Origin of the sequence: Janthinobacterium rivuli, assembly GCF_009208735.1 — a bacterium.
In the GTDB taxonomy this organism is placed as follows: domain Bacteria; phylum Pseudomonadota; class Gammaproteobacteria; order Burkholderiales; family Burkholderiaceae_D; genus Janthinobacterium.
The window spans coordinates 215963-238888 of sequence record NZ_WFLJ01000003.1; the positions used below are offsets into that span (position 1 = coordinate 215963).

Below are 22926 nucleotides of genomic sequence, written 5' to 3' on the forward strand. Positions count from 1 at the left end.
CGAGCGGCAGCAATTTGTGGCCGAGAAGCGCAACCGTACTGTAGTACGGTGAGCATCGCCAGCCGCAAAGTGCGACTCGCAGTCGCTTATGTCAGTCACCTTGTCATGCATTATAGAAGGTGCTGGACAGGTAGTGGCGTCTTAGATGCTTAAAAGCGACCATCAGGACGGCAGAAGCGGGTAAAGCGAGCAAAACGCCGACGAAACCGAATAGTTGTCCGAAGGCCAATAAGGCGAAGATCACGGCCAGCGGGTTCAGGCCGATGCGCTCGCCGACCAGGCGCGGCGTGAGGAAAAAGCCTTCGATGACCTGGCCGCAGCCGTAGATGACGGCCACGGCGATGACGCCGCTCCAGTCGGCAAACTGCAGCAGCGCGGCGATCAGCGCCAGCATCAGGCCCAGGCCGAAGCCCAGGTAGGGGATGAACACCAGCAAGCCCGTGATGATGCCCACAGGCAATGCGACTTCAAAACCGGCGATGGCCAGCGCCACCGAGTAATACGTGGCCAGCACCAGCATGACGAGGAGTTGGCCGCGCAGGTATTGCGCCAGCAGGGTGTCGACTTCCTGCGCCATGCCCACCGTGCGGCCGACCCAGCGCCGCGGCACGGCGCCGGCGATGCGCGCCAGCATCGGATGCCAGTCCAGCAACAGGTAGAACAGCACCACGGGAATGAGCACGACGGTGGCCAGCCAGCCCAGCACGGCCGTGCCGCCGATGCGGGCCGAGGCCAGCACGGTGCTCCAGATTTCATCGCCGCTGGTGGCCATCTGCTGGCTCAGCATGCGCTTGAGGCCCGTGCCGTCGAGCCGCACGCGGATGCCCAGGTCGCGCAGTTTCGGCGCCAGGAAGTCGTTCGCCTTGTTCAGAAACTGGGGGATTTGCGCCTGCAGCAAGGGAATTTCCTTTTGCAACACGGGTACGACGATCAGCACCAGCGCCGTGATGGCGAGGAAAAACAACACTACGACGACCAGCACGGCCAGCGGACGGGGCACGTAAAAGCGCTTGTAATGGAGGCGCTGCAACCGGTCGACGCCGGGATTGAGCACGTAGGCGAGGATGGCGGCGGCCAGGAAGGGCGTCAGGATGGGGCCCAGGCTGACGAGCAGCAGCAGGAATGCCAGCCAGACCGCGATCCAAAATGCTGTTTGCTTCTGTTCGGCGGTGATGGCGAATGGCATGGAGTTTGTGCTGTTGCGTTAAAAAAAGGCAGTTAATTACGAAATGGCGGGGCAGTTTGATAAAATAGCGACTTGATCGACCGAATTCACCCGCTGGCGTCCTGCCGCACGATGTTGAAAAACATGCTTGCGCGCGCGTGCCGGCGGGTATCCGCCTTCTATTTTACCGCCTCCGCTGCCACCACACCATGAACCAGACTTCTAATGTTTCCCTTTCCTACCGTGACGCTGGCGTCGATATCGACGCAGGCGACGCTTTAGTCGAAGCAATCAAGCCGTTTGCCAAGCGCACCCTGCGCGAAGGCGTGATGGGCGGCCTGGGCGGTTTTGGCGCCATGTTTGAGATCAGCAAGAAGTACAAGGAACCCGTGCTGGTTTCGGGCACCGACGGCGTGGGCACCAAATTGCGCCTGGCGTTCGAACTGAACCGCCATGACACGGTCGGCATCGACCTGGTCGCCATGAGCGTCAACGACATCCTGGTGCAAGGCGCCGAACCGCTGTTCTTCCTCGACTACTTCGCTTGCGGCAAGCTGGACGTGGCCATCGCCACCGACGTCATCAAGGGCATCGCCCAGGGTTGCGAACAAGCTGGCTGCGCGCTGATCGGCGGCGAAACGGCGGAAATGCCGAGCATGTACCCGGCCGGCGAATACGATTTGGCAGGTTTTGCCGTCGGCGCCGTGGAAAAATCGAAAATCATCGACGGCACCAAGATCGCCCCGGGCGACGTGGTGCTGGGCCTGGCCTCGTCGGGCGTGCACTCGAACGGTTACTCGCTGGTGCGCAAGATCATCGAAGTGGCGAAACCGGACCTGGAAGGCGACTTCCACGGCCGTAAACTCGCCGACGTGCTGATGCAGCCGACGCGCATCTACGTCAAGCCATTGCTGGCGCTGATGGACGCCATGGAAGTCAAGGGCATGGTGCACATCACCGGTGGCGGCCTGGTGGAAAACATCCCGCGCGTGCTGCAGCCTGGCCTGGTGGCCGAGCTGGACTCGAAGGCATGGACCATGCCGCCGCTGTTCACGTGGCTGCAACAGCACGGCGGCGTGGCTGACGCCGAAATGCACCGCGTCTTCAACTGCGGCATCGGCATGACCGTCATCGTCTCGCAGGAAAACGCGGACGCCGCCATCGCCCAGTTGCAGGCGGCCGGCGAAACCGTGTCGCGCATCGGCACCATCCGCGCCCGCGTGGGTGACGAGCATCAGACAGTTGTCATCTAAACTGTAGCTTGAACAAACAAGGCAGGCACTCGCGAGAGGCCTGCCTTTTTTTACGTCGCGAGCTCGCTTATCTTGCGTGCGCCGGCTTCATGTGGCCATCCGCCTGCGAACCGCCCCTGCCGATCATGGCCACGCTGACGGCCGAGACGAGCGAGGCGAACAGGATGTAGCCGACGATGTGCCACGGTTCGCCATCGCCCGTTTTCAGCAGGTAGGTGGCGATGATGGGCGTCAGGCCGCTGGCGAAGATGCCGGAGAACTGGTAGACGAAGGAGATGCCCGTGTAGCGCACCTTGGCGTCGAACAGGTCGCAGAACAGGGCCGCTTCCGGGCCGTACACGGCCGAATACAGCACGCCCAGCGGGATGATCACGGAACACCACAGCAGCAGCGGATTGTCGGCGTGGTTGAGCATGATCCAGAAGGCGGGAATGGCCGACACGCCCGTGATCAATGAACCCCAGAAAAACACCTTGGTGCGGCCGATGCGGTCCGACAGGCGGCCGAAGAACGGGATGCAGAAGCACATCACGACGGCCGACGCCATCACGCCCATCAGCGCTTCCGTGCGGGCGATCTTGATGGTGTTGGTCAGATAGGTGATGGAAAACACGCCGAAGATATTGAAGAACACCCCGTCGATATAGCGCGCGCCCATGCCCTTCAAGACGTTGCCCGGATAGCGTTTCAGCAGGTCGAAAAACGGAATCTGCGTCTCCGCATTCTTTTCCTTGACGGCCTGGAATTCCGGCGTTTCCATCACGTTCAGGCGTATCCACATGCCGATGAAGACCAGGGCCGCAGATAAAATGAAGGCCACGCGCCAGCCCCAGGACAGGAATTGCGCATCGCTCAAGCTGTAGGACAGGATCGCCACCACGCCGGAAGCGAGGCACAGGCCGATGGCCAGGCCGATCTGCGGCAGGCTGGCGTAGAAGCCGCGCTCTTTGGGCGGCGCATATTCATACGCCATCAGCACGGCGCCGCCCCATTCGCCCCCAAGCCCGATCCCCTGCAGCACGCGCAGGAACAGCAGCAGACCCGGCGCCCAGTAGCCGATATGGTCGTAGGTGGGCAGCACGCCGATCAGGAAGGTGGAAATACCCATGATCATCAGGGTCATCACCAGCATGCTCTTGCGGCCGATCTTGTCGCCGAAGTGGCCGAAGATCACGCCGCCGATGGGGCGCGACAGGAAGCCCACGGCGAAGGTGCCGTAGGCCAGCATGGTCGAGACGAGCGGATCGCCGCCCGGGAAATACAGCTTGCTGAACACGATGCCGGCCACCACGCCGTATAAAAAGAAGTCATACCATTCGATGGTGGCGCCGATCACGCTGGCCATCACGACTTTCCGCAGCTCTTGGGCTTTTTTCGGATTGCTGGGATTGTTGTCCATATCTAGTCTCCAATCGATATCGATTATGTGTGTTTTTTTAATGCCTGGCGTGTCGCCGGGTCATTGGAGGCGGGGCCGTCTGCCCGCCGCTGACATCCTCCTTGCCGGGAATGGAATGGGTGGGTCAGGCTGCCTGCGGCAGCCGCACGGCGTCCGCCAGGATCATGTCGGCCGCTTTTTCGGCGATCATGATGGTGGGCGCATTCGTGTTGCCCGAGACGATTTCCGGCATGATCGACGCGTCGACCACGCGCAGGTTCCGCATGCCGTGCACGCGCAGGCGCTCGTCGACGACGGCCATGGCGTCGTGCCCCATCTTGCAGGTGCCGCTGGGGTGGTAGATCGACTGGCTGAAGCGCCGCGCCGCGTCCAGCAGTTCTTCATCCGTCTCGAACTGCGGGCCGGGCACGAACTCGGCAATGATGTGCGGCGCCAGCGACGGCGCGGCGGCGATTTTTCGCGCCACGCGCAGGGCGGCGATCGCCGTGCGCTGGTCGCGCGGGTCGGACAGGTAGTTCGGGTAAATGCCCGGATAGGCGAGCGGGTCGGCGGACTTGATCGACACGTGGCCGCGGCTGTGCGGGCGCAGCTGGCACACGGACGAGGTAAACGCGGAAAACGGATGCGCGCCTTCGCCCGGCTTGTCGGCGCTCAGCGGCTGCATGTGGAACTGGATGTCGGGCCGCTCCACCTCGGGCGACGACTTGGTAAATACCGTCACCTGGCTGGCCGCCAAGGTCAAGGGCCCCGAGCGGGAAAACACATATTGCATGCCCACCCACAGCTTGCCCCACAGGCTGTTGACTTCATCGTTCAGGGTTTTTAATCGCGTCTTGAAGACGAGGCGGATTTGCAGATGGTCTTGCAGGTTCTGTCCCACGCCGGGCAAGTCGTGCACCAGTGGCACGCCCACTTCCTCTAGCAGGGCGCGCGGACCCACGCCCGAGCATTGCAGGATCTGCGGCGAGCCGATGGCGCCCGCGCATAAAATCACTTCGCCGCTGGCGCGCGCCTGGCGCAGCTGGCCATCCTGCCGGAACTCGATGCCGACGGCGCGCTTGCCCTCGAACAGCACGCGCGTGATCTGCGCGCGCACTTCCACGCGCAGGTTGGCGCGCTTGCGGGCCGGACGCAAGAAGGCTTTCGCCGTGCTCCAGCGCAAGCCCTTGCTGGCCGTCTGCTGGAAGTAGCCGACGCCTTCCTGCGTGGCGCCGTTGTAATCGGCATTGAAGGGGATGCCGCTTTCCGTGGCGCCCGCAATGAAATGCTCGGCGATTGGACGGCGCAGGCGCAGGTCCGACACCTTCAACGGGCCGCCCACGCCGTGGTAGTCGCTGGCGCCACGTTCCTGGTCTTCCGATTTCTTGAAATACGGCAGCACCTCGGCATAGCTCCAGCCTGCATTTCCCAGCTCGGCCCAGCGGTCGTAATCCTCTTTCTGGCCGCGCACGTACAGCAAGCCGTTGAGCGAGCTGGAGCCGCCCAGCACCTTGCCGCGCGGCCATTGCAACTGGCGCCCGGCGATGCCTGCGTCCGCTTCCGTGCGGTAGCACCAGTCCAGCTTCGGGTCGTGCATGGTCTTGAAATAGCCGACCGGCACATGTATCCAGGGATTGTTGTCCTTGCCGCCCGCTTCCAGCAGCAATACCTGGTTGCGGCTGTCGTGCGACAGGCGGTTGGCCAGCACGCAGCCGGCCGAACCGGCGCCGACGACGATGTAATCATAGTGTGTTTGCAACATGGTGCTTGTCTCCTGCGTTGCGGTATCGCGCCGCCTCGGCGGGCGTTTTTTGCGATACACTGGTCTTTATTGATTATTTTTGGAACGTCTTGTTCCATTTATAAAAGACGTGCAGCACCGGGACAAGCGGAAACCACCGCATACGCGAGAGGTGAAACAGAACATGCATGATGCGTTTCAAAAACGGCAGGCCGAGGCCGAAGAAGACAGTTCGGCGGGCGGGGTAGTGGCTGCCAGCACGGCGGCCAGCCATGGCGACGAGGCGCGCGGCTTGCGCGTGCTGCGTCTGATCGAGCACCTGGCCAGCGCCAGCCAGCCCTTGACCCTGTCGCAGCTGGCCGCGCGCATGCAAGTGCCCAAGGCCAGCATGATGCGGCTGCTCGATACGCTGGAGCAACACGGCTATGTGCTGCGCACGCCCGTGGGTCGCGGCTATGTGCCGGGCGCCGCGTCCACCAACCTGGCGCTGGCCACCCTGCGCAACAATGCCCTGATCCGCGTGAGCCGCAGCATCCTGGGCAGCCTGGTGGCGGCCACGGGCGAGACGTGCAATCTGGCCATTCCCGAGGGTAATGCGATCGTGTATGTGGACCGCGTGGAAACGCAGGAGCCGCTGCGCCTGCACCTGGTGCTGGGCACGCGCGCGCCCATGCATTGCACGGCGAGTGGCAAATTATTCCTGGCGCACATGAATTTGCTGGAGCGGCGCGAATTGCTGGCCATGCTGACCCTGCAGGCGCGCACGCCGAAAAGCATCACGGATCCCGTGCTGCTCGAGCGCGAGATCGTGCGCATCGCCCGCCTGGGCATCGGCATCGACGACGAGGAATTCGTGCATGGCATGGTGGCCGTGGCCGTGCCCATCTGCGCGGCCGACGGGCGCATCGTGGCGGCCGTCGCCTGCCACGCGCCCGTGGCGCGCAAGTCCGTCGAGCAGTTGATGCAGCACGTGCCGCAACTGAAGGAAGCGGCCGTCAAGCTGCGCCCGCTATTGCTGGCGGAAAACAGCTAGGGCTTGAGCACCTTTGCCACCTTGGCCGCCCGCAGCCGGAAGGCGTCCGGCATGCCCGAGCCCAGCAGCGGGCGCAGGTACAGGCGGAAGGCATCGGTGACGTCCGTGCCGCTGGCGCTGATGAACTCGTCTTCCATGGTGCGCGTCCTGCCCGCCACGTCCGTCAGGGGCAGCAACTCGTAGTCGACGGAGTAAAAGCCCGTGCGCTTGATGGCGACGGAACCGTCGCGCTCGCCCCACATGGCGAACTGCACGGCCTTTTCGCCCACTTCGCGCGCCTCGCGCTGGTCGACGTCGGAGACGCAGCCGATGAAGGAGCGCTGCAGATAGCCGAAGGTATCGCCGCGCACGCGCTTGATGCCGAGCTTGGCCTTGATCTCGTCGCACAGCAGGTCGGCCAGCGCGCCCGTGCCGGACAATTGCACATTGCCGTGCGCATCGCGCTCGACCGCATTGCCCGCCTGTGTGGCCAGCAGGCTGGCGATCGGCTCGCCCGAGGCGTCGTGGATGCCTTCCGAGACGGCGATCACGCAGCGGCCGTATTTTTCATACGTGGCCTTCACGTCGGCAAGAAATTGCTCCAGCGCAAAGACGCGCTCGGGCAGGTAGATCAGGTGCGGGCCATCGTCGGGGAACTTCTTGCCCAGCGCCGAGGCGGCCGTCAAAAAGCCCGCGTGGCGTCCCATCACCACGCCCACGTAGACGCCAGGCAAGGCCGCGTTGTCCAGGTTGGCGCCGGCGAACGCTTGCGCGACGAAGCGCGCGGCCGAGGGAAAGCCGGGCGTGTGGTCGCTGCCGACCAGGTCGTTGTCGATGGTTTTCGGGATGTGGATGCAGCGCAGCGGATAGCCGGCCTTGTGCGCCTCCTCGCTGACGATGCGCACCGTGTCGGACGAGTCGTTGCCGCCGATGTAAAAGAAGTGTTCGATCTCGTGCGCGCGCAGCACTTCGAAGATTTTCTGGCAGTAGGCGATATCGGGCTTGTCGCGCGTGGAGCCGAGGGCCGAGGACGGCGTGGCGGCCACCAGTTCCAGGTTATGGCTGGTTTCCTGCGTCAGATCGACGAATTCTTCATTGATGATGCCGCGCACGCCGTGCAGCGCGCCATACACGCGCGTGACATGTTGAAAGCGCCGCGATTCGAGCACCACGCCCACCAGCGACTGGTTGATGACGGCGGTGGGGCCGCCTCCCTGGGCAACAAGAATTTTTCCAGACGGCATGGGATCTCCTCGTAAGTGGAACGGCCCTCCAGCCTACTCCTTTTTGGCCGGCGCGCCGTCTTTTGCAATATGCCTGTCGAGAAATTTCTCCACCCTGGCCCAGAAGTCGATGCGGTTCAGGGCGTGGCGGCGGGAGCGGCGGCACCGGCGGCGCTGGCCGGGCCGATACTGCGCGCCAGCAGCTTCTCTGCGCGGCTCCAGAAATCGACATTGTTTTTTTGCAGCGCCCAGCCATGGCCTTCCTCGTTATACAGCACCCATTCGACGTTGGGATTGGTCTTGCTGACGGCCTGGTAGAACAGGCGACCCTGGCTTGCCGGCACGCGCTGGTCGGCGCCGCCATAGCCGAGCAGCAAAGGCTGCCGGATGCGGGCCGCCTGTTGCAGCGGCGACGTCGCATGCAGTTGTGCTGCATCCAGCACGGCATCGCCGACCATGTCCTTCATGCCGCTCTTCTTGTAGGAGTCGGCCAGATCGGAATCGCCCGTCCAGTGCCCGTCACGCATCATGTTGATGTCGGTCACGCCCACCCAGTTGATGCCGCACTTGAACAGCTCGGGATCGTTCAGCAAGCCCATCAGTGTGGAATAGCCGCCGTAGCTGGCACCGGCGATGCAGATGCGTTGCGGGTCGGCATAGCCCTTGGCGATGGCCCAGCGGGCGCCATCGGCGATATCGTCCTGCATCTTCAAGCCCCATTGCTTCCAGCCCGCCTTGTAGTGTGCATCGCCATAGCCGGTACTGCCGCGGTAGTCCGGCTCCAGCACGGCGTAGCCGCGCGAGGCGAGGAACTGGGTTTCACGGTTCCAGTCCCAGTGGCCGCCGCGCACCCAGGGGCCGCCATGTACCATGACCACCATGGGCAGGTTCTTGCCGGCGTGCCCCTTGGGCAGCGTCAGGTAGGCCGGGATGTCGAGGCCATCGCGGGCCGGGTAGCGAACCAGTGTCTTGCGCGACATTTGCAGGGGATCGATGGCCGGGTGGCTGCTGCCGACAGGCATGAGCTGGCCCGTTTCGGTATTGAAGATGAGTACGCTGGCCGGTTGCACGTCAGAACTGGCCGTTACCAGCACGAACGGCGTCTCCGCCCGCTTGGCCACGGACAGGACATTCACCGTGGCCGGCAGCAGCGCGTCGATCTTGGCCTGGACGGCGTCGAGCGTCTTGTCGAACCAGACCGTGCCGGCGGCATCCGTTTCAAAGCGCATGCCCAGCAAGGCCTCGCTGCCCTGGACGGGGATGCCGGCAAAATCGTAGCCGGGCGTGTTCGCCAGCGGCGCACCCTGGATGGCGCCGGCGGCCAGGTCGTAGCGGTACACGGCGGCTGCGCCCTTGTAGGCGGCATGCACATAGAAGTTGCCCTTGGCATCGAAGAAGGCGGGCGAGAAGTCGCCCGGCGCCGCCTGGTACACGTCGCTCTCGCGCAGCTTGCGCCAGGGGGCGGCGGCATTCTCGCGGTAATACAGGGTGCGTTTGTTGTCCTTCACCGCCAGGGCGATGCGCACTTCGCCCTGCTGGTCCAGCAGCCATCCCTGGGCATCGGCCATGCTGGCGGCCACCTTGCTGATGCCGGTCACGGTATTGAGGCGCAGCAATGATTGCGAGAGGGTGCCGGTGGCGCTGAACTGGGCTTCCGTGACATATACGTCGTCCGTGCCGCGGTCGCCGCTGGCGCTGAGCAGCCGCGTATTCCAGCTCAGCATCTCGCGCGTCCCGCGCGCCGCTGTGCGCGAATAGGTGTTGCTGGCCAGCTGGCGGTAGCCGCTGCCGTCGATATTGATCGCATACAGGCCCGGTCCGTATTGCACGTCGCCCTGGGCGATATTGCGATCCATCACGCTATACACGATGCGCCGCTCGTTGACCCAGGCGATGCTGCTGATATCGGCATCTTCGAACGAGGTCAGGCCCGCGACCTTCATGCTGGGCAAGTCCACCGTGTAGAGCTGGACCCGGCCGCCCTTGGCGCTGACCAGTACGGCCACGTGGCGCCCGTCCGGCGACAGCACGGCGCCGCTGAGCGTGGCATTGGCAAAGAAATCGGCGGCCGGAATCGCCGCTGCCGGCGTCGCCGATGCGGCGGCATGGGCCGGCATGCTGATGGTGCTCGATAACAAGGCTGTAAGGGTAAGGCAGGCAAGGCTGGACCGCATGGACACTCCGCATCAGGTTGCAATATATAGTATTCATTTTGAATACTATTTCCACTAGGCTATCATTTACGGCGATTTTTAGCGAGGCCCGTCCGGTGTTTTCACGCCATTACTCCGGCGCCCGGATATGCTCGACCAGCCCCACGCTGCGGCGTCCCGGCGCCGGCGTCAGCCAGCTGACCAGGATGGCGGCGGCCAGGCCGGCCGGCACGCCGAAGATGCCGGCGGAAATGGGCGCGATATGCATCCATTGACCGTTGGCATTGCCGCCCAACATGGTGCTCGTGTGCAGCATGTAATACAGGCACACGCCAAAGCCCGCCAGCATGCCGGCCAGCGCGCCCTGGTAGTTGGCGCGCTGCCAGAACACGCCCAGCACCAGCGGCGGGAACAGGGTCGAGGCGGCCAGGGAAAAGGCCACGCCCACCAGCGACAGGATGTCCGCCGGCTTTTGCGAGGCCGCATAGGCGGCGATGAAGGCCACGGCCAGCAGCAGCAATTTTGAAATCGTCACGCGCTTTTGCGTCGAGGCGGTGGGATCGACCACCTTGTAATAGACGTCGTGCGACAGGGCGTTGGAGATGGCCAGCAGCAAGCCATCGGCCGTCGACAGGGCGGCGGCCAGGCCGCCGGCCGCCACCAGGCCGGAAATCACGTAGGGCAGGCCGGCGATCTCGGGCGTGGCCAGCACCAGCACGTCGGCGTCGATGGAAATTTCCGCCAGTTGCACGATGCCGTCGCGGTTGACGTCGACGATGCTGATCAGGGGGCTGAGCTTGTCCACGTTGGCCCAGTACGACACCCAGGTGGGCAGGTGCGTGTATTGCGTGCCCACCAGTGCCGAGTAAATATCGTACTTGACCAGCACGGCCAGCGCAGGAATCGTGAGATAGATCAACAAGATGAAGAACAGGGTCCAGAACACGGAGACGCGCGTTTCGTGCACGGAGGGCGTGGTGTACGATCGCATGAGGATGTGCGGCAGGGCGGCCGTGCCCAGCATCATGCAAAACACGAGGGCCAGGAAATTGTTGCGCTTGATGTCGGACTGCGCCCGGTCGGCGGCGGGAAAGGGCTGCGCGTGTGGAATGATGGGCTCGGCGCGTTTCTGGTTTTGCGCCTGCGCGGCCTGCCACAGCACGCGTGCCTCGTCCGGACTCTTGGGATAGGCGATCAGGGTGCGCTCCGCGTTGCGGATGTCGAATAGCGAGGTATTACGCTGGCGCAAACTATCGAGCTGGCGCTGGGCCGCCAGGCGGCCTTGCTCCCAGGAAGCGGGCAAGCCGGCGATGCGCGCCTGGTAGCTTTGCGCACGCTGGCGGAAGATGGTGCGCACCTCGTTTTCTTTCGGATCCGTTTCCAGCACGTGTTCGCGCGCGCTCAGTTGCGGCAGCACTTTGCCGTAGGCGAGCTGCGGCACGGGATTGTCCGCATGCTTGACCGACAGCCACATGGCGGGAATCAGAAAGGCGACGAGGATGATGATGTATTGCGCCACCTGCGTCCAGGTGATGGCGCGCATGCCGCCCAGAAAGGAGCAGACGAGAATGCTGGCCAGGCCCAGGAAGATGCCGACGGAAAAATCCACGCCCGTGAAGCGCGAGGCGATCAGGCCGACGGCGTAGATCTGCGCCACCACATACGTAAACGACACGATGATGGTGGCGGCCACGGCCACCACGCGCACGCTGGCGCCCCGTTTGTCGGCGCCGCTGCCATAGCGGGCGGCGAGAAAATCGGGAATCGTGTACTGGCTGAACTTGCGCAGGTAGGGCGCGATCAGGAGCGCCACCAGGCAATAGCCGCCCGTCCAGCCCATGATGAAGGCCAGGCCGTCGAAGCCGTTCAGGTACAGGCCACCTGCCAGGCTGATGAAGCTGGCGGCCGAGATCCAGTCGGCGGCCGTGGCCATGCCGTTGAACATGGCCGGCACCCGGCGTCCCGCCACATAGTATTCGGTGACGTTCGAGGTGCGGCTGATGACGCCGATGGTGGCGTACAGGGTGATGGTGACGAGCATGAACAGGTAGCCGATCCACGCGCGCGGCATGCCTTCCTGTTCCAGCACCGACAGGGCCAGCAGGAAGGCGGCGAAACCGGCGGTAAACAGCAGGTAGTAGCGGCACAGGCGCGCAAAGAAGCTGCGCTGGCCGCTCATGCGTGCTCCTCGGCATGAAAATCCCGGTCGAGGCGGCGCATGCGCCAGGCGTAGAAGGCGATGATGGCCAGGTAGACCAGTGAGGCGCCCTGGGCCGCCATATAGAAGGGCAGCGGCCAGCCGAACAGATTCAGATGCAACAGCTCGCGCGCATAAAACACGGTCAGGAAGCCCGTCAGCAGCCAGACCAGCAGCAGGATGGCCGTCAGGCGCCGCGTCTTGCGCCAGTGCACATCGAGGCGCGCCTGCAGCTCGGGGCTGGGCGTGCGCGCCGGTCGCGCGGGGGGAGCGCTTGGGCTCGGCTTATCCATACGTGATGTCATCCTCTTCTGGCGCCTCCGGCAACAGCAGGGCGATGCTCAGGCGCAGCAGGGTGCCCGGCAGCTTCGGCGACTGCGCGCGTGGATTGTTAAAAATATCGACTTCGGCGCCATGCTGCTGGGCAATCTCGCGCACGATGGCCAGGCCCAGGCCGCTGCCGTCGACATTGCTGCCGAGAATGCGGTAAAAGCGTTCGAATACGTGCGCCCGCTCGGCCTGCGGTATGCCGGGACCCGTATCTTCCACTTCCAGGATGGCCAGCTCCAGGGTGCTGCGCACGCGCACCGTGACGCTGCCGCCCGACGGCGTGTAGCGCAAGGCATTGTCGATCAGATTGCTCAGCAGCTCGCGCAGCATCATGGCATTGCCGGAAATCATGATCGAATACGCGGGCTGTTCGAAGCCCAGGTCGATATGCTGGGCAAACGACGCTTGCACCCAGTCCTGCACCACGCCGCGCGCCAGTTCACTGAGCTCGATCGGCTCGAACGCCGTGCCCGCCTGCGGCTGGTTTTCCGCGCGCGCCAGGGCCAGCAGCTGGTTGACCAGGCGCGTGGCCGCTTCCGAACTTTTCGCCAGTTGCAGCAGCGAGCGGTGGATCTCGTCGTGGTCGGTCTGGCGCAGGGCCAGTTCCGATTGCATGCGCATGCCGGCCAGCGGCGTTTTCATCTGGTGCGCGGCATCGGCGATGAAGCGTTTCTGCATGTCGATCGACAGCGACAGCCGCGCCAGCATCTCGTTGAGCGAACCGACCAGCGGCGTGATTTCCTCGGGCACCTGGCCCGATTCGATGGGCGATAAATCGTCGGGCGGGCGGGCGCGTATGCGCTCCTGCAATTGCGCCAGCGGCGACAGGCCGCGCGCCAGGGCAAACCAGACCAGGGCCAGGATCACGGGCAGGATGATGAACTGCGGCAAAATCACGCCCTTGATGATTTCATTCGCCAGCTGGGCGCGTTTTTCCAGCGTCTCGGCTACTTGCACCAGCGCGCGGCTGGGCTCATCGTCGTTGCTGGAAGGAATGTCGAGATAGCTGAACGCCACGCGCACGGGCGTGCCGTGGATGGTGTCGTTGCGAAACAGCACCATGCCGCTGCGGTATTTGTCGGGGTCCTGCGGCGGCGGCAAATCGCGGTCGCCGTCGAGGTATTCGCCGCGCGGCCCCACCACCAGGTAATACAGGGTGTCGATATCGTCGCCGCGCAGGAAGTCGCGGCCGCCATTCTTGCCGTTCTGTTCCGGCGCGCGGCGCAGCATGGCGCCGTCGGCCTGCTTGACCTGCTGCGTGAGCACCGTCACGCTGTCTTCCAGCGCATGGTCGAACGGTTGATTGGCGATGCCCTTGGCCACCAGATAGGTGATGGCGATGCTCATCGGCCACAGCAGCAGCAGGGGCGCCAGCATCCAGTCGAGGATTTCGCCGAACAGCGAATGCTCGATGGTGTCATCCTGTTCCGTGGTGGGCGGCTCGAACCAGTCGTCGTCGTCCGCCTCGTCCGCTGGCGCCTCGCGCACCTTCACTTGCTGGCAGGTCCGCTGGGCGGGCTTGCCGACTCGCCCGCTTCGGCGCTCAAGCGCGCCGCTTCCGAGTATTTTTCCAGGCAATAGCCGAGGCCGCGCACGGTGGCGATGCGCACGCCGCCCACTTCGATCTTCTTGCGCAGGCGGTGCACATACACTTCGATGGCGTTGTTCGACACTTCTTCGCCCCATTCGCACAGGTGGTCGACCAGTTGCTCCTTCGACACGAGGCGGCCGGTGCGGCCCAGCAGGATTTCCAGCAAGCCCAGTTCGCGCGCCGACAGGTCGAGCATCTGGTCGTTGATGTAGGCGCTGCGCCCCACCTGGTCGTAGCTGAGGGGGCCGTGCTTGATGATGGTGGCGCCGCCGCCGGCGCCGCGGCGCGTCAGGGCGCGCACTCTTGCCTCCAGTTCCGACAAGGCGAACGGCTTGGCCATATAATCATCGGCACCCAGGTCGAGGCCATTTACGCGTTGTTCGATGGAATCGGCGGCCGTCAGGATCAGCACGGGCAGCAGCGAGGCGCGTGCGCGCAGGCGGCGCAGCACTTCCAGGCCGGACATCTTGGGCAGGCCCAGGTCGAGGATCAGCAGGTCGAATTCCTGGGTGGACAGGGCCGTATCGGCTTCCTGGCCCGTCTTGACGTAGTCGATCGCATAACCGGACTGGCGCAGCGAGCGGGTCAGGCCATCGGCCAGCACGCTGTCATCTTCGGCAAGTAAAATACGCATGGTGCACTTCCTATGCTTGCGGCGGTAGAAGTTTGTATTGTGTTTCATTTCCCGCAAGGTGGCGAGTTTTTGTGAAAAACCAGGCTTGTATTGATCTGTTTCAAAACAAATCCACGTTCCGCTTGCATTGATCACTGTTTTTTTATACAGTACTGTCTGTGTAAAGAATTTAACCCACTGGCGCTATCGCAGGCTGCACGGTTCACGTAGATGCGTCACGTGAATCCGCAACTGTAGAACGGCTGAAAGAACATATGGACGATAAAAAAGCTGTAGTACCCGCATCGGAAAAAGCCAAGGCGCTCGCCGCCGCACTGGCGCAGATCGAGAAGCAGTTTGGCAAAGGTTCGGTCATGCGCATGGATGCCAGCGCGGCGATCGAAGAAGTGCAAGTCGTGTCGACCGGTTCGCTCGGCCTCGATATCGCGCTGGGCGTGGGCGGCTTGCCGCGCGGCCGCGTGGTGGAAATCTACGGTCCGGAATCGTCGGGTAAAACCACGCTGACCCTGCAAACCATTGCCGAAATGCAAAAACTGGGCGGCACCTGCGCCTTTATCGATGCGGAGCACGCGCTCGACGTCGGTTACGCGCAAAAGCTGGGCGTGAACCTGCATGAATTGCTGATCTCGCAACCGGATACGGGCGAGCAGGCCCTGGAAATCTGCGACGCCCTCGTGCGTTCGGGCAGCGTCGACCTCGTCGTCATCGACTCCGTGGCCGCGCTGACGCCACGCGCCGAGATCGAAGGCGACATGGGCGATTCCCTGCCAGGCTTGCAAGCGCGCCTGATGTCGCAAGCCCTGCGCAAGCTGACCGGTTCCATCAACCGCACCAATACCCTGGTCATCTTCATCAACCAGATCCGCATGAAGATCGGCGTGATGTTCGGCAGCCCGGAAACGACCACCGGCGGCAATGCGCTGAAATTCTATGCCTCCGTGCGCCTGGATATCCGCCGCACCGGCTCGATCAAGTCCGGCGATGAAGTGATCGGCAACGAAACCAAGGTCAAGGTCGTCAAGAACAAGATCGCGCCACCGTTCAAGGAAGCGCACTTCGACATCCTGTACGGCGCCGGCACCTCGCGCGAAGGCGAAATCCTGGACCTGGGCTCGGATGCCAAGATCGTGGAAAAATCCGGTTCGTGGTACAGCTACAACGGCGAACGCATCGGCCAGGGCAAGGACAACGCCCGCGCCTTCCTGCAAGAGCGCCCTGCGCTGGCGCGCGAAATCGAAAACAAGGTCCGCGCTTCGCTGGGCGTGCGCGAACTGCCGCCGCTGGCTGCTGAAAAGCCGGAAAAAGCGGATAAGGCCGCCGACAAGGCTGCCAAGGCTGCGGAAGCCAAGGCCGCCGAGTAAGCTGCCGTCAGCCACCATGCGCGCTTGCGGATGGTGGCTGGCAAGGTGTGACCATGATCGCCGTCCCGCGCTGTTGCGCCGGGCGGCGATTGTGTTTGGGTGCCGTGATCGTGAAATGAAAGACAAGGTGGTGTATGGCCGCAGTACAACTAAGCCTGAAGGGCAGGGCGCTACGCTTTCTGTCGATGCGCGAGCACAGCCGCATGGAATTGCGGCGCAAGTTGCAGCGGCATGCGCAGGAAGGCGACGATGTGGAAGCCTTGCTCGACAGCCTGGAGCAAGCCAACTGGCTGTCGCAGGAGCGCTTTTCCGAGTCGCTGATCCACCGCCGCTCGGCGCGCTTCGGCAACAGTCGCATCATGGCGGAATTGCAAAGTCACGGCATTGGCGGCGAAGCGCTGCAGGAACTCAAGGCGGGTTTGGCCGAAGGGGAAGTGGCGCGCGCCTGCGAAGTGTGGCGCCGCAAATTCGGGCAAGTGGCGCAGGATGCCGAGCAGCGCAACAAGCAGATGCGCTTCCTGATGCAGCGCGGTTTTTCCCAGCGCGCCGTGCAGGTGGCCTTGAAGGGGCTGGATCCCGAGGAAGAATAAGGCAGGCGCGGGCATTCCACGGGGTCTGCGGGCGCGACGGCAAAGCCGCTTTCCCGTGTCTCTGGCCTGCCGGTCTGGCCATGCCCGTGCTTCCCCCGCCGTGCCGCCATGAAATGGGCTTTCAAACGCCGTCTGTTTCCAGGATGGTGACGCCGTGCGATCGGGTATGCTGGCGCTCGAACGCTGTGCGATGCGCGCAGCACCACTGATCGTGACAGGATGCAAGATGAGCAACTGGAATGCCGGCTATATGGCCGAAATCGCCTATACCTATGGCTATTACGAAGAATTGAATCCTTTGCGTCTGCGGCTGCCCCTGCTGGCCGCCGGCCTTGCCTTGCCTGCCAGTGGCACGGCTTGCGAGCTGGGCTTTGGCCAGGGTATCAGCGCCAACATCCATGCGGCGGCGTCCGCCACGCGCTGGTATGGCAATGATTTCAATCCATCCCAGGCTGCATTTGCGCAGGAGTTGGCCAGCGCGGCTGGCGCCGGCGCGCAGTTCACGGACGAATCGTTCGCGCAGTTTTGCCGCCGCGACGACTTGCCCGATTTCGACTTCATCTGCCTGCACGGGATCTGGAGCTGGGTCTCGGCGGAAAATCGCGCGCTGATCGTCGACTTCCTGCGGCGCAAGCTGAAAGTCGGCGGTGTCGTCTTCATCAGTTACAACACCCAGCCAGGCTGGGCCGCAATGATGCCGATGCGCGACCTGATGGCCGAACATAGCCGCGTCATGAGTGCGCCGGGCCAGGGCGTGCTGGCCAGAGTCGAGGGCGCCATCGGTTTCGTCGACAGGATGATCGCCACGCAACCGCGCTACCTGGAGGCCAACCCGCTGCTGGCGGACCGCATCGAAAAGCTCAAGGCGATGGATGGGCATTATCTTGCCCATGAGTATTTCAATGCCGACTGGCAGCCGATGGCCTTTTCCAGCGTCGCGGCCATGCTGGGCGAAGCCAAGCTCGAGTTTGCCGCATCCGCCACCTATACCGCTCTGGTCGACATGCTGAACCTGACGGCCGAGCACCAGCAATTCCTGGCCGAGATACCCGATCCCATCTTCCGCGAGACGACGCGCGGCTTCCTTGTCAACGAGCAGTTCCGCAAGGATTACTGGGTCAAGGGCGCGCGCAGGCTGACACCGTTCGCCCAGGCCAGTGCCTTGCGGGCCGTGCGCGTGATGCTGGCCGTGCCGCGCGACGAGGTGGTGTTGAGCGTGCATGGCGTGCTGGGCGACGCCGATATGGATGAGCGCGTGTATGCGCCCGTGCTCGATGCCATGGCCGACCATCGCGTGTACACGATAGGCGAGCTGGAGCAGCAACTGGCTGGCAGCGAAGCCAACCTGGCCGCCTTGCTGCAGATCATGCTGGTGCTGGTTAGCAAGGGCAGCGTACTGGCTGTCCAGGACGAGGCCGACCTCGCCGTGGCGCGGCCGCAGACGGCGCGCCTGAATGCGCACCTGCTGGAACAGGCGCTGGCAAGAACCGATTTGACCATCCTCGCCAGTCCTCTGACGGGCAGCGGCGTGGCTGTACCGCATTTACAACAGCTATTCCTGTGGGCGAAACTGCAAGGTTGTTTAACGCCGCAAGAATGGGTGCGCGCGACATGGCCGGTGTTGCTGCGCCTGAAGCAGTTGCTGACGAAGGGCGGACAGCCCTTGTTGACGGAAGAGGAAAACCTGGCCGAACTGCTGGCGCACGCACAGCATTTCTCTGCGCGTAACTTGCCCATTTTGCGCATACTGGGCGTGACTGACTGAGGCGCAGCGCCGGCCAGGTTGCCGGTGCTTGCACTCCTGCATTTAAGTTATTCATACTGCGAATGTTTGTCATTCATTTTGCGATTTTCACTGATAATTTGCAGCAGGCGGCCAGACCAATAAAAAATTATGTTGCGGCGCAACCGGCGTCCAGTGTGCTACACTTTTAGGGTTTTTGCGGCGCCGCAGGTGCGGTTGCTGTTCGTAGAAGCTGCGAACAGAGTGCTTTAGGCACATGGCTGCTTACTAAATTATGGCCGCGCAAGCGGCATCGGTCTTATGCCCCTGTCAACTCCCGTATCCCGGCGCGCCCTCCGGCACTCCCGCGTTATCGACGTCCAAGCGTATGTGCGCGACGACGGCCTGTGGGATATTGACGCCCATATCACCGACATCAAAAGCTATGACGCGACCCTGGCCTCCGGCCCCCGTCCCGCCGGCTCCCCTCTGCATGACCTCCACTTGCGCATTACCGTCGATCGCGAACTGAACATTGTCGAGGCCGAAGCTGCCTCCGATGCCGTGCCCTATCCCGGTTTTTGCGATACCATCGGCCCCGCTTACCGGGCGCTGATCGGTCTGAATTTATTGAAGAATTTCCGCCGCGACTTGAAACAGCGCCTGGCGGGAATCGCCGGCTGTACCCATTTGACCGAACTGGCGCAAGTCTTGCCGACTGCGACGGTTCAGGCATTTGCCGGCGATGTCTGGTCGACCCGTGACGGTGAGAATGCTGACTTGTCGCATGAAAAGCCGTTTCAACTCGACAAATGCCACGCCTTGCGTACCGATGGCGGGGCAGTTGCACAGTATTACCCGCGCTGGGTAGCCAAGGCGTGACCCCGGCGCTTTCCTGTTTTTTTTGCACCACTAACCGTATTTTTACACATCAGTATCAGAAGGGAAGCCAGCATGAAAATCCATGAGTATCAAGCCAAAGAAATCCTCCGGCAGCACGGAGTGACGGTACCACGCGGTATCCCGTGCATGTCCGTCGAAGAAGCCGTCAAGGCTGCGGAAACCCTGGGCGGCCCGGTGTGGGTCGTCAAGGCGCAGATCCACGCAGGTGGCCGCGGCAAGGGCGGCGGAGTGAAAGTGGCAAAATCGATGGAACAGGTCAAGGAATACGCTGACCAGATCATGGGCATGCAGCTGATCACGCATCAGACCAGCGCCGAAGGCCAGAAAGTCAACCGCCTGCTGGTGGAAGAAGGCGCCGACATCAAGCAAGAACTGTACGTTTCGCTGGTCACCGACCGCGTCACCCAGAAAATCGTCCTGATGGCTTCGTCCGAAGGCGGCATGGACATCGAAGAAGTGGCCGAGAGCCACCCTGAGAAAATCCACCACGTCACCATCGATCCAGGCGTCGGCCTGACCGATGCCCAGGCAGACGACATCGCGACCAAAATCGGCGTGCCTGCCGGTTCCATCGTCGACGCGCGCGTCAACCTGCAAGGCCTGTACAAAGCGTACTGGGAAACCGACTGCTCGCTGGCCGAAATCAATCCGCTGATCGTCACCGGCAGCGGCAAGGTCATCGCCCTGGACGCCAAGTTCAACTTCGACCCGAACGCCCTGTTCCGTCACCCGGAAATCGTCGCCCTGCGCGATCTGGACGAAGAAGATCCAGCTGAAATCGAAGCGTCGAAATTCGACCTGGCCTACATCTCGCTCGACGGCAACATCGGCTGCCTGGTGAACGGCGCCGGTCTGGCCATGGCCACCATGGACACCATCAAGCTGTTCGGCGGCGAACCAGCCAACTTCCTGGACGTCGGCGGCGGCGCCACGGCAGAAAAAGTGACCGAAGCGTTCAAGATCATGCTGAAAAACCCAGGCCTGAAAGCCATCCTGGTGAACATTTTCGGCGGCATCATGCGTTGCGACGTGATCGCCGAAGGCGTCATCGCCGCGGTGAAAGCCGTCTCGCTGAACGTACCGCTGGTGGTGCGCATGAAGGGCACCAACGAAGACCTGGGCAAGAAGATGCTGGCCGATTCCGGTCTGCCTATCATCGCAGCCGACACCATGGAAGATGCAGCCAAGAGCGTCGTTGCCGCTGCTGCCGGTCAAGCTTAATTAAGGAATCAACATGTCCATTCTGATCAATAAAGATACCAAAGTTGTCACCCAAGGGATCACCGGCAAGACCGGCCAGTTCCACACCCGCGGTTGCCGCGACTACGCGAACGGCAAAGCTGCCTTCGTGGCAGGCGTGAACCCGAAGAAAGCCGGCGAAGACTTCGAAGGCATTCCTATTTTCGCTAACGTCACCGAAGCGAAAAAAGAAACCGGCGCCAACGTTTCCGTGATCTACGTGCCGCCAGCAGGCGCGGCAGCGGCGATCTGGGAAGCTGTTGAAGCTGAAATGGATCTGGCCATTTGCATCACCGAAGGCATTCCTGTGCGTGACATGATGGTCCTGAAAGACCGCATGGCTAAAGCCGGCAGCAAAACCTTGCTGCTGGGCCCTAACTGCCCAGGTCTGATCACGCCAGACGAAATCAAGATCGGCATCATGCCAGGTCACATCCATAAAAAAGGCCGCATCGGCGTGGTGTCGCGTTCGGGTACCCTGACCTATGAAGCAGTGGGTCAATTGACCGCACTGGGCCTGGGCCAATCGTCGGCAGTCGGCATCGGCGGCGACCCGATCAACGGTCTGAAGCACATCGACATCATGAAGATGTTCAATGATGATCCAGATACCGACGCGGTCATCATGATCGGCGAAATCGGCGGTCCGGACGAAGCCAACGCTGCTTATTGGATCAAAGACAACATGAAAAAACCGGTCGTCGGCTTCATCGCCGGCGTGACCGCTCCTCCAGGCAAGCGCATGGGCCACGCCGGCGCGCTGATCTCGGGCGGTGCCGATACGGCACAAGCCAAGCTGGAAATCATGGAAGCCTGCGGCATCACCGTGACCAAAAACCCGTCGGAAATGGCGCGTCTGCTGAAAGCCATGCTGTAATTTCAGCCTGGTTCACGCAGTACAAAAAAGGAGCTTCGGCTCCTTTTTTTTGTCCGCAAGACAGGCCGATTCCCGGTCTCGGGCGACGGTGCTGGTCCGAACCGGCCCAAAAGTGTCGCTTTTCTTTCCATGTGTACCGCCGCTGCCCGGGCGCGCCGCTGGCATGGCGCTTGCACCGTAGCTGGCGTGAGCAATGCACCATGGGAGGATACGATGCGCGCGCAAAGCGGATTTACCCTGATAGAACTGATGATCGTGGTGGCCATCGCCGGCATCCTGGCGGCCGTGGCCATTCCCCAGTATGGCGACTATACGATGCGGGCCAAGGTCAGCAATGTGCTGGCCGCCGCTGCCCCGTTGAAAACGGCCGTGGCCCTGTGCGTGCAGGAAAACGGCGGCACCGCTACCGCCTGCAGCACGCCCACCGAGGCCGTGCCCAGCGCCATCCCCAAGTTCAGCCCGACGCGCGAAGTGGCCAGCGCCACAGTGGACAAGGGCGATATCGTGCTGACCTTGGCGGCCGACCTGGGCACGGGTATCGGTGGACAAACCGTGACGATGACCATGAAGCCGGGGACGAGTAGCCTGACCTGGTTCAATAGCACTACCGTGACGAATCCGGCGGCGAAGGAAGCGATTACCAAAAACAACATTCCCGACGTGACTCCGACGCTGTAAGTGACGCTTGCCAGCCCGGTATCAGACGATTTTTTGCCGGTCCGCGATCAGCGCCTCATAGGTGAGGTTTTGCAGCAGGGTGTAGTGGGTCGGTTCCAGGTCGATGAATTGCACGCCATACGTATAGATTTCCGCCGCCTCGGCGGCATGGCCATTCGACGGCTTGCCCACGCTGACGTTCTGGATGCGCGCGCGCGTATTGACGCGCATCTGATGCTTGTTCGGCTGCACCAGCAGGGTAAAGCTGAGCGCCACGCCTTCGTCATCCGGCGTGAGCATGCTGGGCGCCTCGATCAGCGCGCCCGAGACGCTGAGGTTGACGATAAACACGGGCACGGCCGCCACGTCGCGGTAGCTCAGCTGCGCCGGAATCTCCACCTTGACGCGCATGGCCGTGCGCAGGCTGGTGCCCTGGATGGCGTCGGGAAAGCTCAGGTGGACATAATTGAGCGGTCGGCCGAAGATGCGCAGCACGCTGCAGGAAAACGAACATACGGTGACGCCGGAAAACACGCGGATGGTCAGCTTGTCACCCTCGTTGAGCACGATCGACGCGCCGTTTTCCATGGGAATCTTGACGATCAAATACTCATCCTTCACATAGCCGATCACGGTCGAGAAATGCTGGATGGGTTTGATGGTGCGATGCGTGATGAACTGGATGCGTCCCCCCACCTGCAGATGCATGGCCTCGAATTCGAAGTCCTGGAGCTTGCTTTCCGCGGCGGGCCTGTTGCTAGTCATCCGATGCTCATTTGAATATTGTCGACTCGCAGTATGCATGATTTCTTGATGAAAAAGCACTCATATCAATGAAATTCATATTGGCCTGGAAAAAAGCCTTCGGCCTGTGCTCGTGCGCGGCGCAGGTTTTATAA

General features: G+C 62.6%; 19 protein-coding genes. 9 read left to right on the forward strand and 10 right to left on the reverse strand.

Going from position 1 to position 22926, the window contains the following annotated elements:
- Positions 1-103: 103 nt before the first annotated feature.
- Positions 104-1186 (reverse strand): AI-2E family transporter, encoded by a 1083-nt coding sequence (locus tag GCN78_RS05300; RefSeq protein WP_152250753.1) that lies wholly within the window; start codon positions 1184-1186, stop codon positions 104-106.
- Positions 1187-1374: 188 nt separating this feature from the next.
- Here GCN78_RS05300 and purM point away from each other — a divergent pair, with 188 nt between their 5' ends.
- The gene (gene purM / locus GCN78_RS05305) at positions 1375-2418 is read left to right on the forward strand and encodes a phosphoribosylformylglycinamidine cyclo-ligase (RefSeq protein ID WP_092796783.1); all 1044 of its coding nucleotides are present in this window, start codon (positions 1375-1377) and stop codon (positions 2416-2418) included.
- 67 nt (positions 2419-2485) lie between these two features.
- On the opposite strand, the gene GCN78_RS05310 is transcribed toward purM, so the two are convergent.
- Together GCN78_RS05310 and GCN78_RS05315 are read right to left on the reverse strand one after the other, a co-directional pair.
- Positions 2486-3763, reverse strand: a complete 1278-nt coding sequence (locus tag GCN78_RS05310) for an MFS transporter (RefSeq protein WP_413465187.1) — start codon at positions 3761-3763, stop codon at positions 2486-2488.
- 178 nt (positions 3764-3941) lie between these two features.
- Positions 3942-5558 carry a GMC family oxidoreductase gene (locus GCN78_RS05315; protein ID WP_152250755.1) on the reverse strand — a complete coding sequence of 539 codons (1617 nt, stop codon included), beginning with the start codon at positions 5556-5558 and terminating at the stop codon, positions 3942-3944.
- A gap of 163 nt (positions 5559-5721) precedes the next feature.
- On the opposite strand from GCN78_RS05315, the gene GCN78_RS05320 reads away from it, so the two are divergent.
- Positions 5722-6570 carry an IclR family transcriptional regulator gene (locus tag GCN78_RS05320; protein ID WP_152250756.1) on the forward strand — a complete coding sequence of 283 codons (849 nt, stop codon included), beginning with the start codon at positions 5722-5724 and terminating at the stop codon, positions 6568-6570.
- Here GCN78_RS05320 and GCN78_RS05325 read toward each other — a convergent pair.
- The 6 genes from GCN78_RS05325 to GCN78_RS05350 form a co-directional block, all read right to left on the reverse strand.
- Positions 6567-7793: a 6-phosphofructokinase gene (locus GCN78_RS05325; RefSeq protein WP_152250757.1), complete on the reverse strand. Its 1227-nt coding sequence runs from the start codon at positions 7791-7793 to the stop codon at positions 6567-6569. The genes GCN78_RS05320 and GCN78_RS05325 overlap by 4 nt on opposite strands.
- A 116-nt stretch (positions 7794-7909) precedes the next feature.
- Entirely contained in the window at positions 7910-9946 is a 2037-nt protein-coding gene (locus GCN78_RS05330; protein WP_226939479.1) for a S9 family peptidase, read from the reverse strand.
- Positions 9947-10055: 109 nt separating this feature from the next.
- Positions 10056-12104 (reverse strand): sodium:solute symporter family protein, encoded by a 2049-nt coding sequence (locus GCN78_RS05335; RefSeq protein ID WP_152250758.1) that lies wholly within the window; start codon positions 12102-12104, stop codon positions 10056-10058.
- Complete coding sequence (locus GCN78_RS05340) at positions 12101-12415, reverse strand: DUF4212 domain-containing protein (RefSeq protein ID WP_152250759.1); 315 nt, start codon at positions 12413-12415, stop codon at positions 12101-12103. Before GCN78_RS05340 ends, GCN78_RS05335 begins: the two co-directional genes overlap by 4 nt.
- Positions 12408-13940, reverse strand: a complete 1533-nt coding sequence (locus GCN78_RS05345) for a sensor histidine kinase (RefSeq protein ID WP_413465183.1) — start codon at positions 13938-13940, stop codon at positions 12408-12410. The genes GCN78_RS05340 and GCN78_RS05345 overlap by 8 nt, the downstream gene beginning before the upstream one ends.
- 2 nt (positions 13941-13942) lie before the next feature.
- Positions 13943-14677, reverse strand: a complete 735-nt coding sequence (locus GCN78_RS05350) for a response regulator (RefSeq protein ID WP_152250760.1) — start codon at positions 14675-14677, stop codon at positions 13943-13945.
- 254 nt (positions 14678-14931) lie between these two features.
- Here GCN78_RS05350 and recA point away from each other — a divergent pair, with 254 nt between their 5' ends.
- The 7 genes from recA to GCN78_RS05385 all read left to right on the forward strand — a co-directional run bounded on the left by recA (position 14932) and on the right by GCN78_RS05385 (position 22048).
- Positions 14932-16038, forward strand: coding sequence for a recombinase RecA (recA, locus tag GCN78_RS05355; protein WP_152250761.1), 1107 nt, complete (start codon positions 14932-14934; stop codon positions 16036-16038).
- A 134-nt stretch (positions 16039-16172) separates the two neighbouring features.
- Complete coding sequence (recX, locus tag GCN78_RS05360) at positions 16173-16628, forward strand: recombination regulator RecX (protein ID WP_152250762.1); 456 nt, start codon at positions 16173-16175, stop codon at positions 16626-16628.
- A gap of 226 nt (positions 16629-16854) precedes the next feature.
- A complete protein-coding gene (locus tag GCN78_RS05365; protein ID WP_152250763.1) occupies positions 16855-18393 on the forward strand; it encodes a class I SAM-dependent methyltransferase in 1539 nt (512 codons plus the stop codon).
- Between the two features lie 279 nt (positions 18394-18672).
- Positions 18673-19233: a DUF2889 domain-containing protein gene (locus GCN78_RS05370; protein ID WP_152250764.1), complete on the forward strand. Its 561-nt coding sequence runs from the start codon at positions 18673-18675 to the stop codon at positions 19231-19233.
- A gap of 72 nt (positions 19234-19305) precedes the next feature.
- Positions 19306-20475: an ADP-forming succinate--CoA ligase subunit beta gene (sucC, locus tag GCN78_RS05375; protein WP_076565928.1), complete on the forward strand. Its 1170-nt coding sequence runs from the start codon at positions 19306-19308 to the stop codon at positions 20473-20475.
- A 13-nt stretch (positions 20476-20488) separates the two neighbouring features.
- Positions 20489-21370, forward strand: coding sequence for a succinate--CoA ligase subunit alpha (gene sucD / locus GCN78_RS05380; RefSeq protein ID WP_076565931.1), 882 nt, complete (start codon positions 20489-20491; stop codon positions 21368-21370).
- Positions 21371-21583: 213 nt separating this feature from the next.
- The gene (locus GCN78_RS05385; RefSeq protein WP_152250765.1) at positions 21584-22048 is read left to right on the forward strand and encodes a pilin; all 465 of its coding nucleotides are present in this window, start codon (positions 21584-21586) and stop codon (positions 22046-22048) included.
- Positions 22049-22069: 21 nt separating this feature from the next.
- Here GCN78_RS05385 and GCN78_RS05390 read toward each other — a convergent pair whose 3' ends face one another.
- Positions 22070-22792 carry a flagellar brake protein gene (locus tag GCN78_RS05390; RefSeq protein ID WP_152250766.1) on the reverse strand — a complete coding sequence of 241 codons (723 nt, stop codon included), beginning with the start codon at positions 22790-22792 and terminating at the stop codon, positions 22070-22072.
- Between the last annotated feature and the right edge of the window lie 134 nt (positions 22793-22926).

What these genes read in the sequence shown, in the direction of transcription:
- GCN78_RS05300 (WP_152250753.1), bottom strand. Translation starts at nt 1,186, where the DNA reads ATGCCATTCGCCATCACCGCCGAACAGAAGCAAACAGCATTTTGGATC.
- purM (WP_092796783.1), top strand. Translation starts at nt 1,375, where the DNA reads ATGAACCAGACTTCTAATGTTTCCCTTTCCTACCGTGACGCTGGCGTC.
- GCN78_RS05310 (WP_413465187.1), bottom strand. Translation starts at nt 3,763, where the DNA reads ATGGCCAGCGTGATCGGCGCCACCATCGAATGGTATGACTTCTTTTTA.
- GCN78_RS05315 (WP_152250755.1), bottom strand. Translation starts at nt 5,558, where the DNA reads ATGTTGCAAACACACTATGATTACATCGTCGTCGGCGCCGGTTCGGCC.
- GCN78_RS05320 (WP_152250756.1), top strand. Translation starts at nt 5,722, where the DNA reads ATGCATGATGCGTTTCAAAAACGGCAGGCCGAGGCCGAAGAAGACAGT.
- GCN78_RS05325 (WP_152250757.1), bottom strand. Translation starts at nt 7,793, where the DNA reads ATGCCGTCTGGAAAAATTCTTGTTGCCCAGGGAGGCGGCCCCACCGCC.
- GCN78_RS05330 (WP_226939479.1), bottom strand. Translation starts at nt 9,946, where the DNA reads ATGCGGTCCAGCCTTGCCTGCCTTACCCTTACAGCCTTGTTATCGAGC.
- GCN78_RS05335 (WP_152250758.1), bottom strand. Translation starts at nt 12,104, where the DNA reads ATGAGCGGCCAGCGCAGCTTCTTTGCGCGCCTGTGCCGCTACTACCTG.
- GCN78_RS05340 (WP_152250759.1), bottom strand. Translation starts at nt 12,415, where the DNA reads ATGGATAAGCCGAGCCCAAGCGCTCCCCCCGCGCGACCGGCGCGCACG.
- GCN78_RS05350 (WP_152250760.1), bottom strand. Translation starts at nt 14,677, where the DNA reads ATGCGTATTTTACTTGCCGAAGATGACAGCGTGCTGGCCGATGGCCTG.
- recA (WP_152250761.1), top strand. Translation starts at nt 14,932, where the DNA reads ATGGACGATAAAAAAGCTGTAGTACCCGCATCGGAAAAAGCCAAGGCG.
- recX (WP_152250762.1), top strand. Translation starts at nt 16,173, where the DNA reads ATGGCCGCAGTACAACTAAGCCTGAAGGGCAGGGCGCTACGCTTTCTG.
- GCN78_RS05365 (WP_152250763.1), top strand. Translation starts at nt 16,855, where the DNA reads ATGAGCAACTGGAATGCCGGCTATATGGCCGAAATCGCCTATACCTAT.
- GCN78_RS05370 (WP_152250764.1), top strand. Translation starts at nt 18,673, where the DNA reads ATGCCCCTGTCAACTCCCGTATCCCGGCGCGCCCTCCGGCACTCCCGC.
- sucC (WP_076565928.1), top strand. Translation starts at nt 19,306, where the DNA reads ATGAAAATCCATGAGTATCAAGCCAAAGAAATCCTCCGGCAGCACGGA.
- sucD (WP_076565931.1), top strand. Translation starts at nt 20,489, where the DNA reads ATGTCCATTCTGATCAATAAAGATACCAAAGTTGTCACCCAAGGGATC.
- GCN78_RS05385 (WP_152250765.1), top strand. Translation starts at nt 21,584, where the DNA reads ATGCGCGCGCAAAGCGGATTTACCCTGATAGAACTGATGATCGTGGTG.
- GCN78_RS05390 (WP_152250766.1), bottom strand. Translation starts at nt 22,792, where the DNA reads ATGACTAGCAACAGGCCCGCCGCGGAAAGCAAGCTCCAGGACTTCGAA.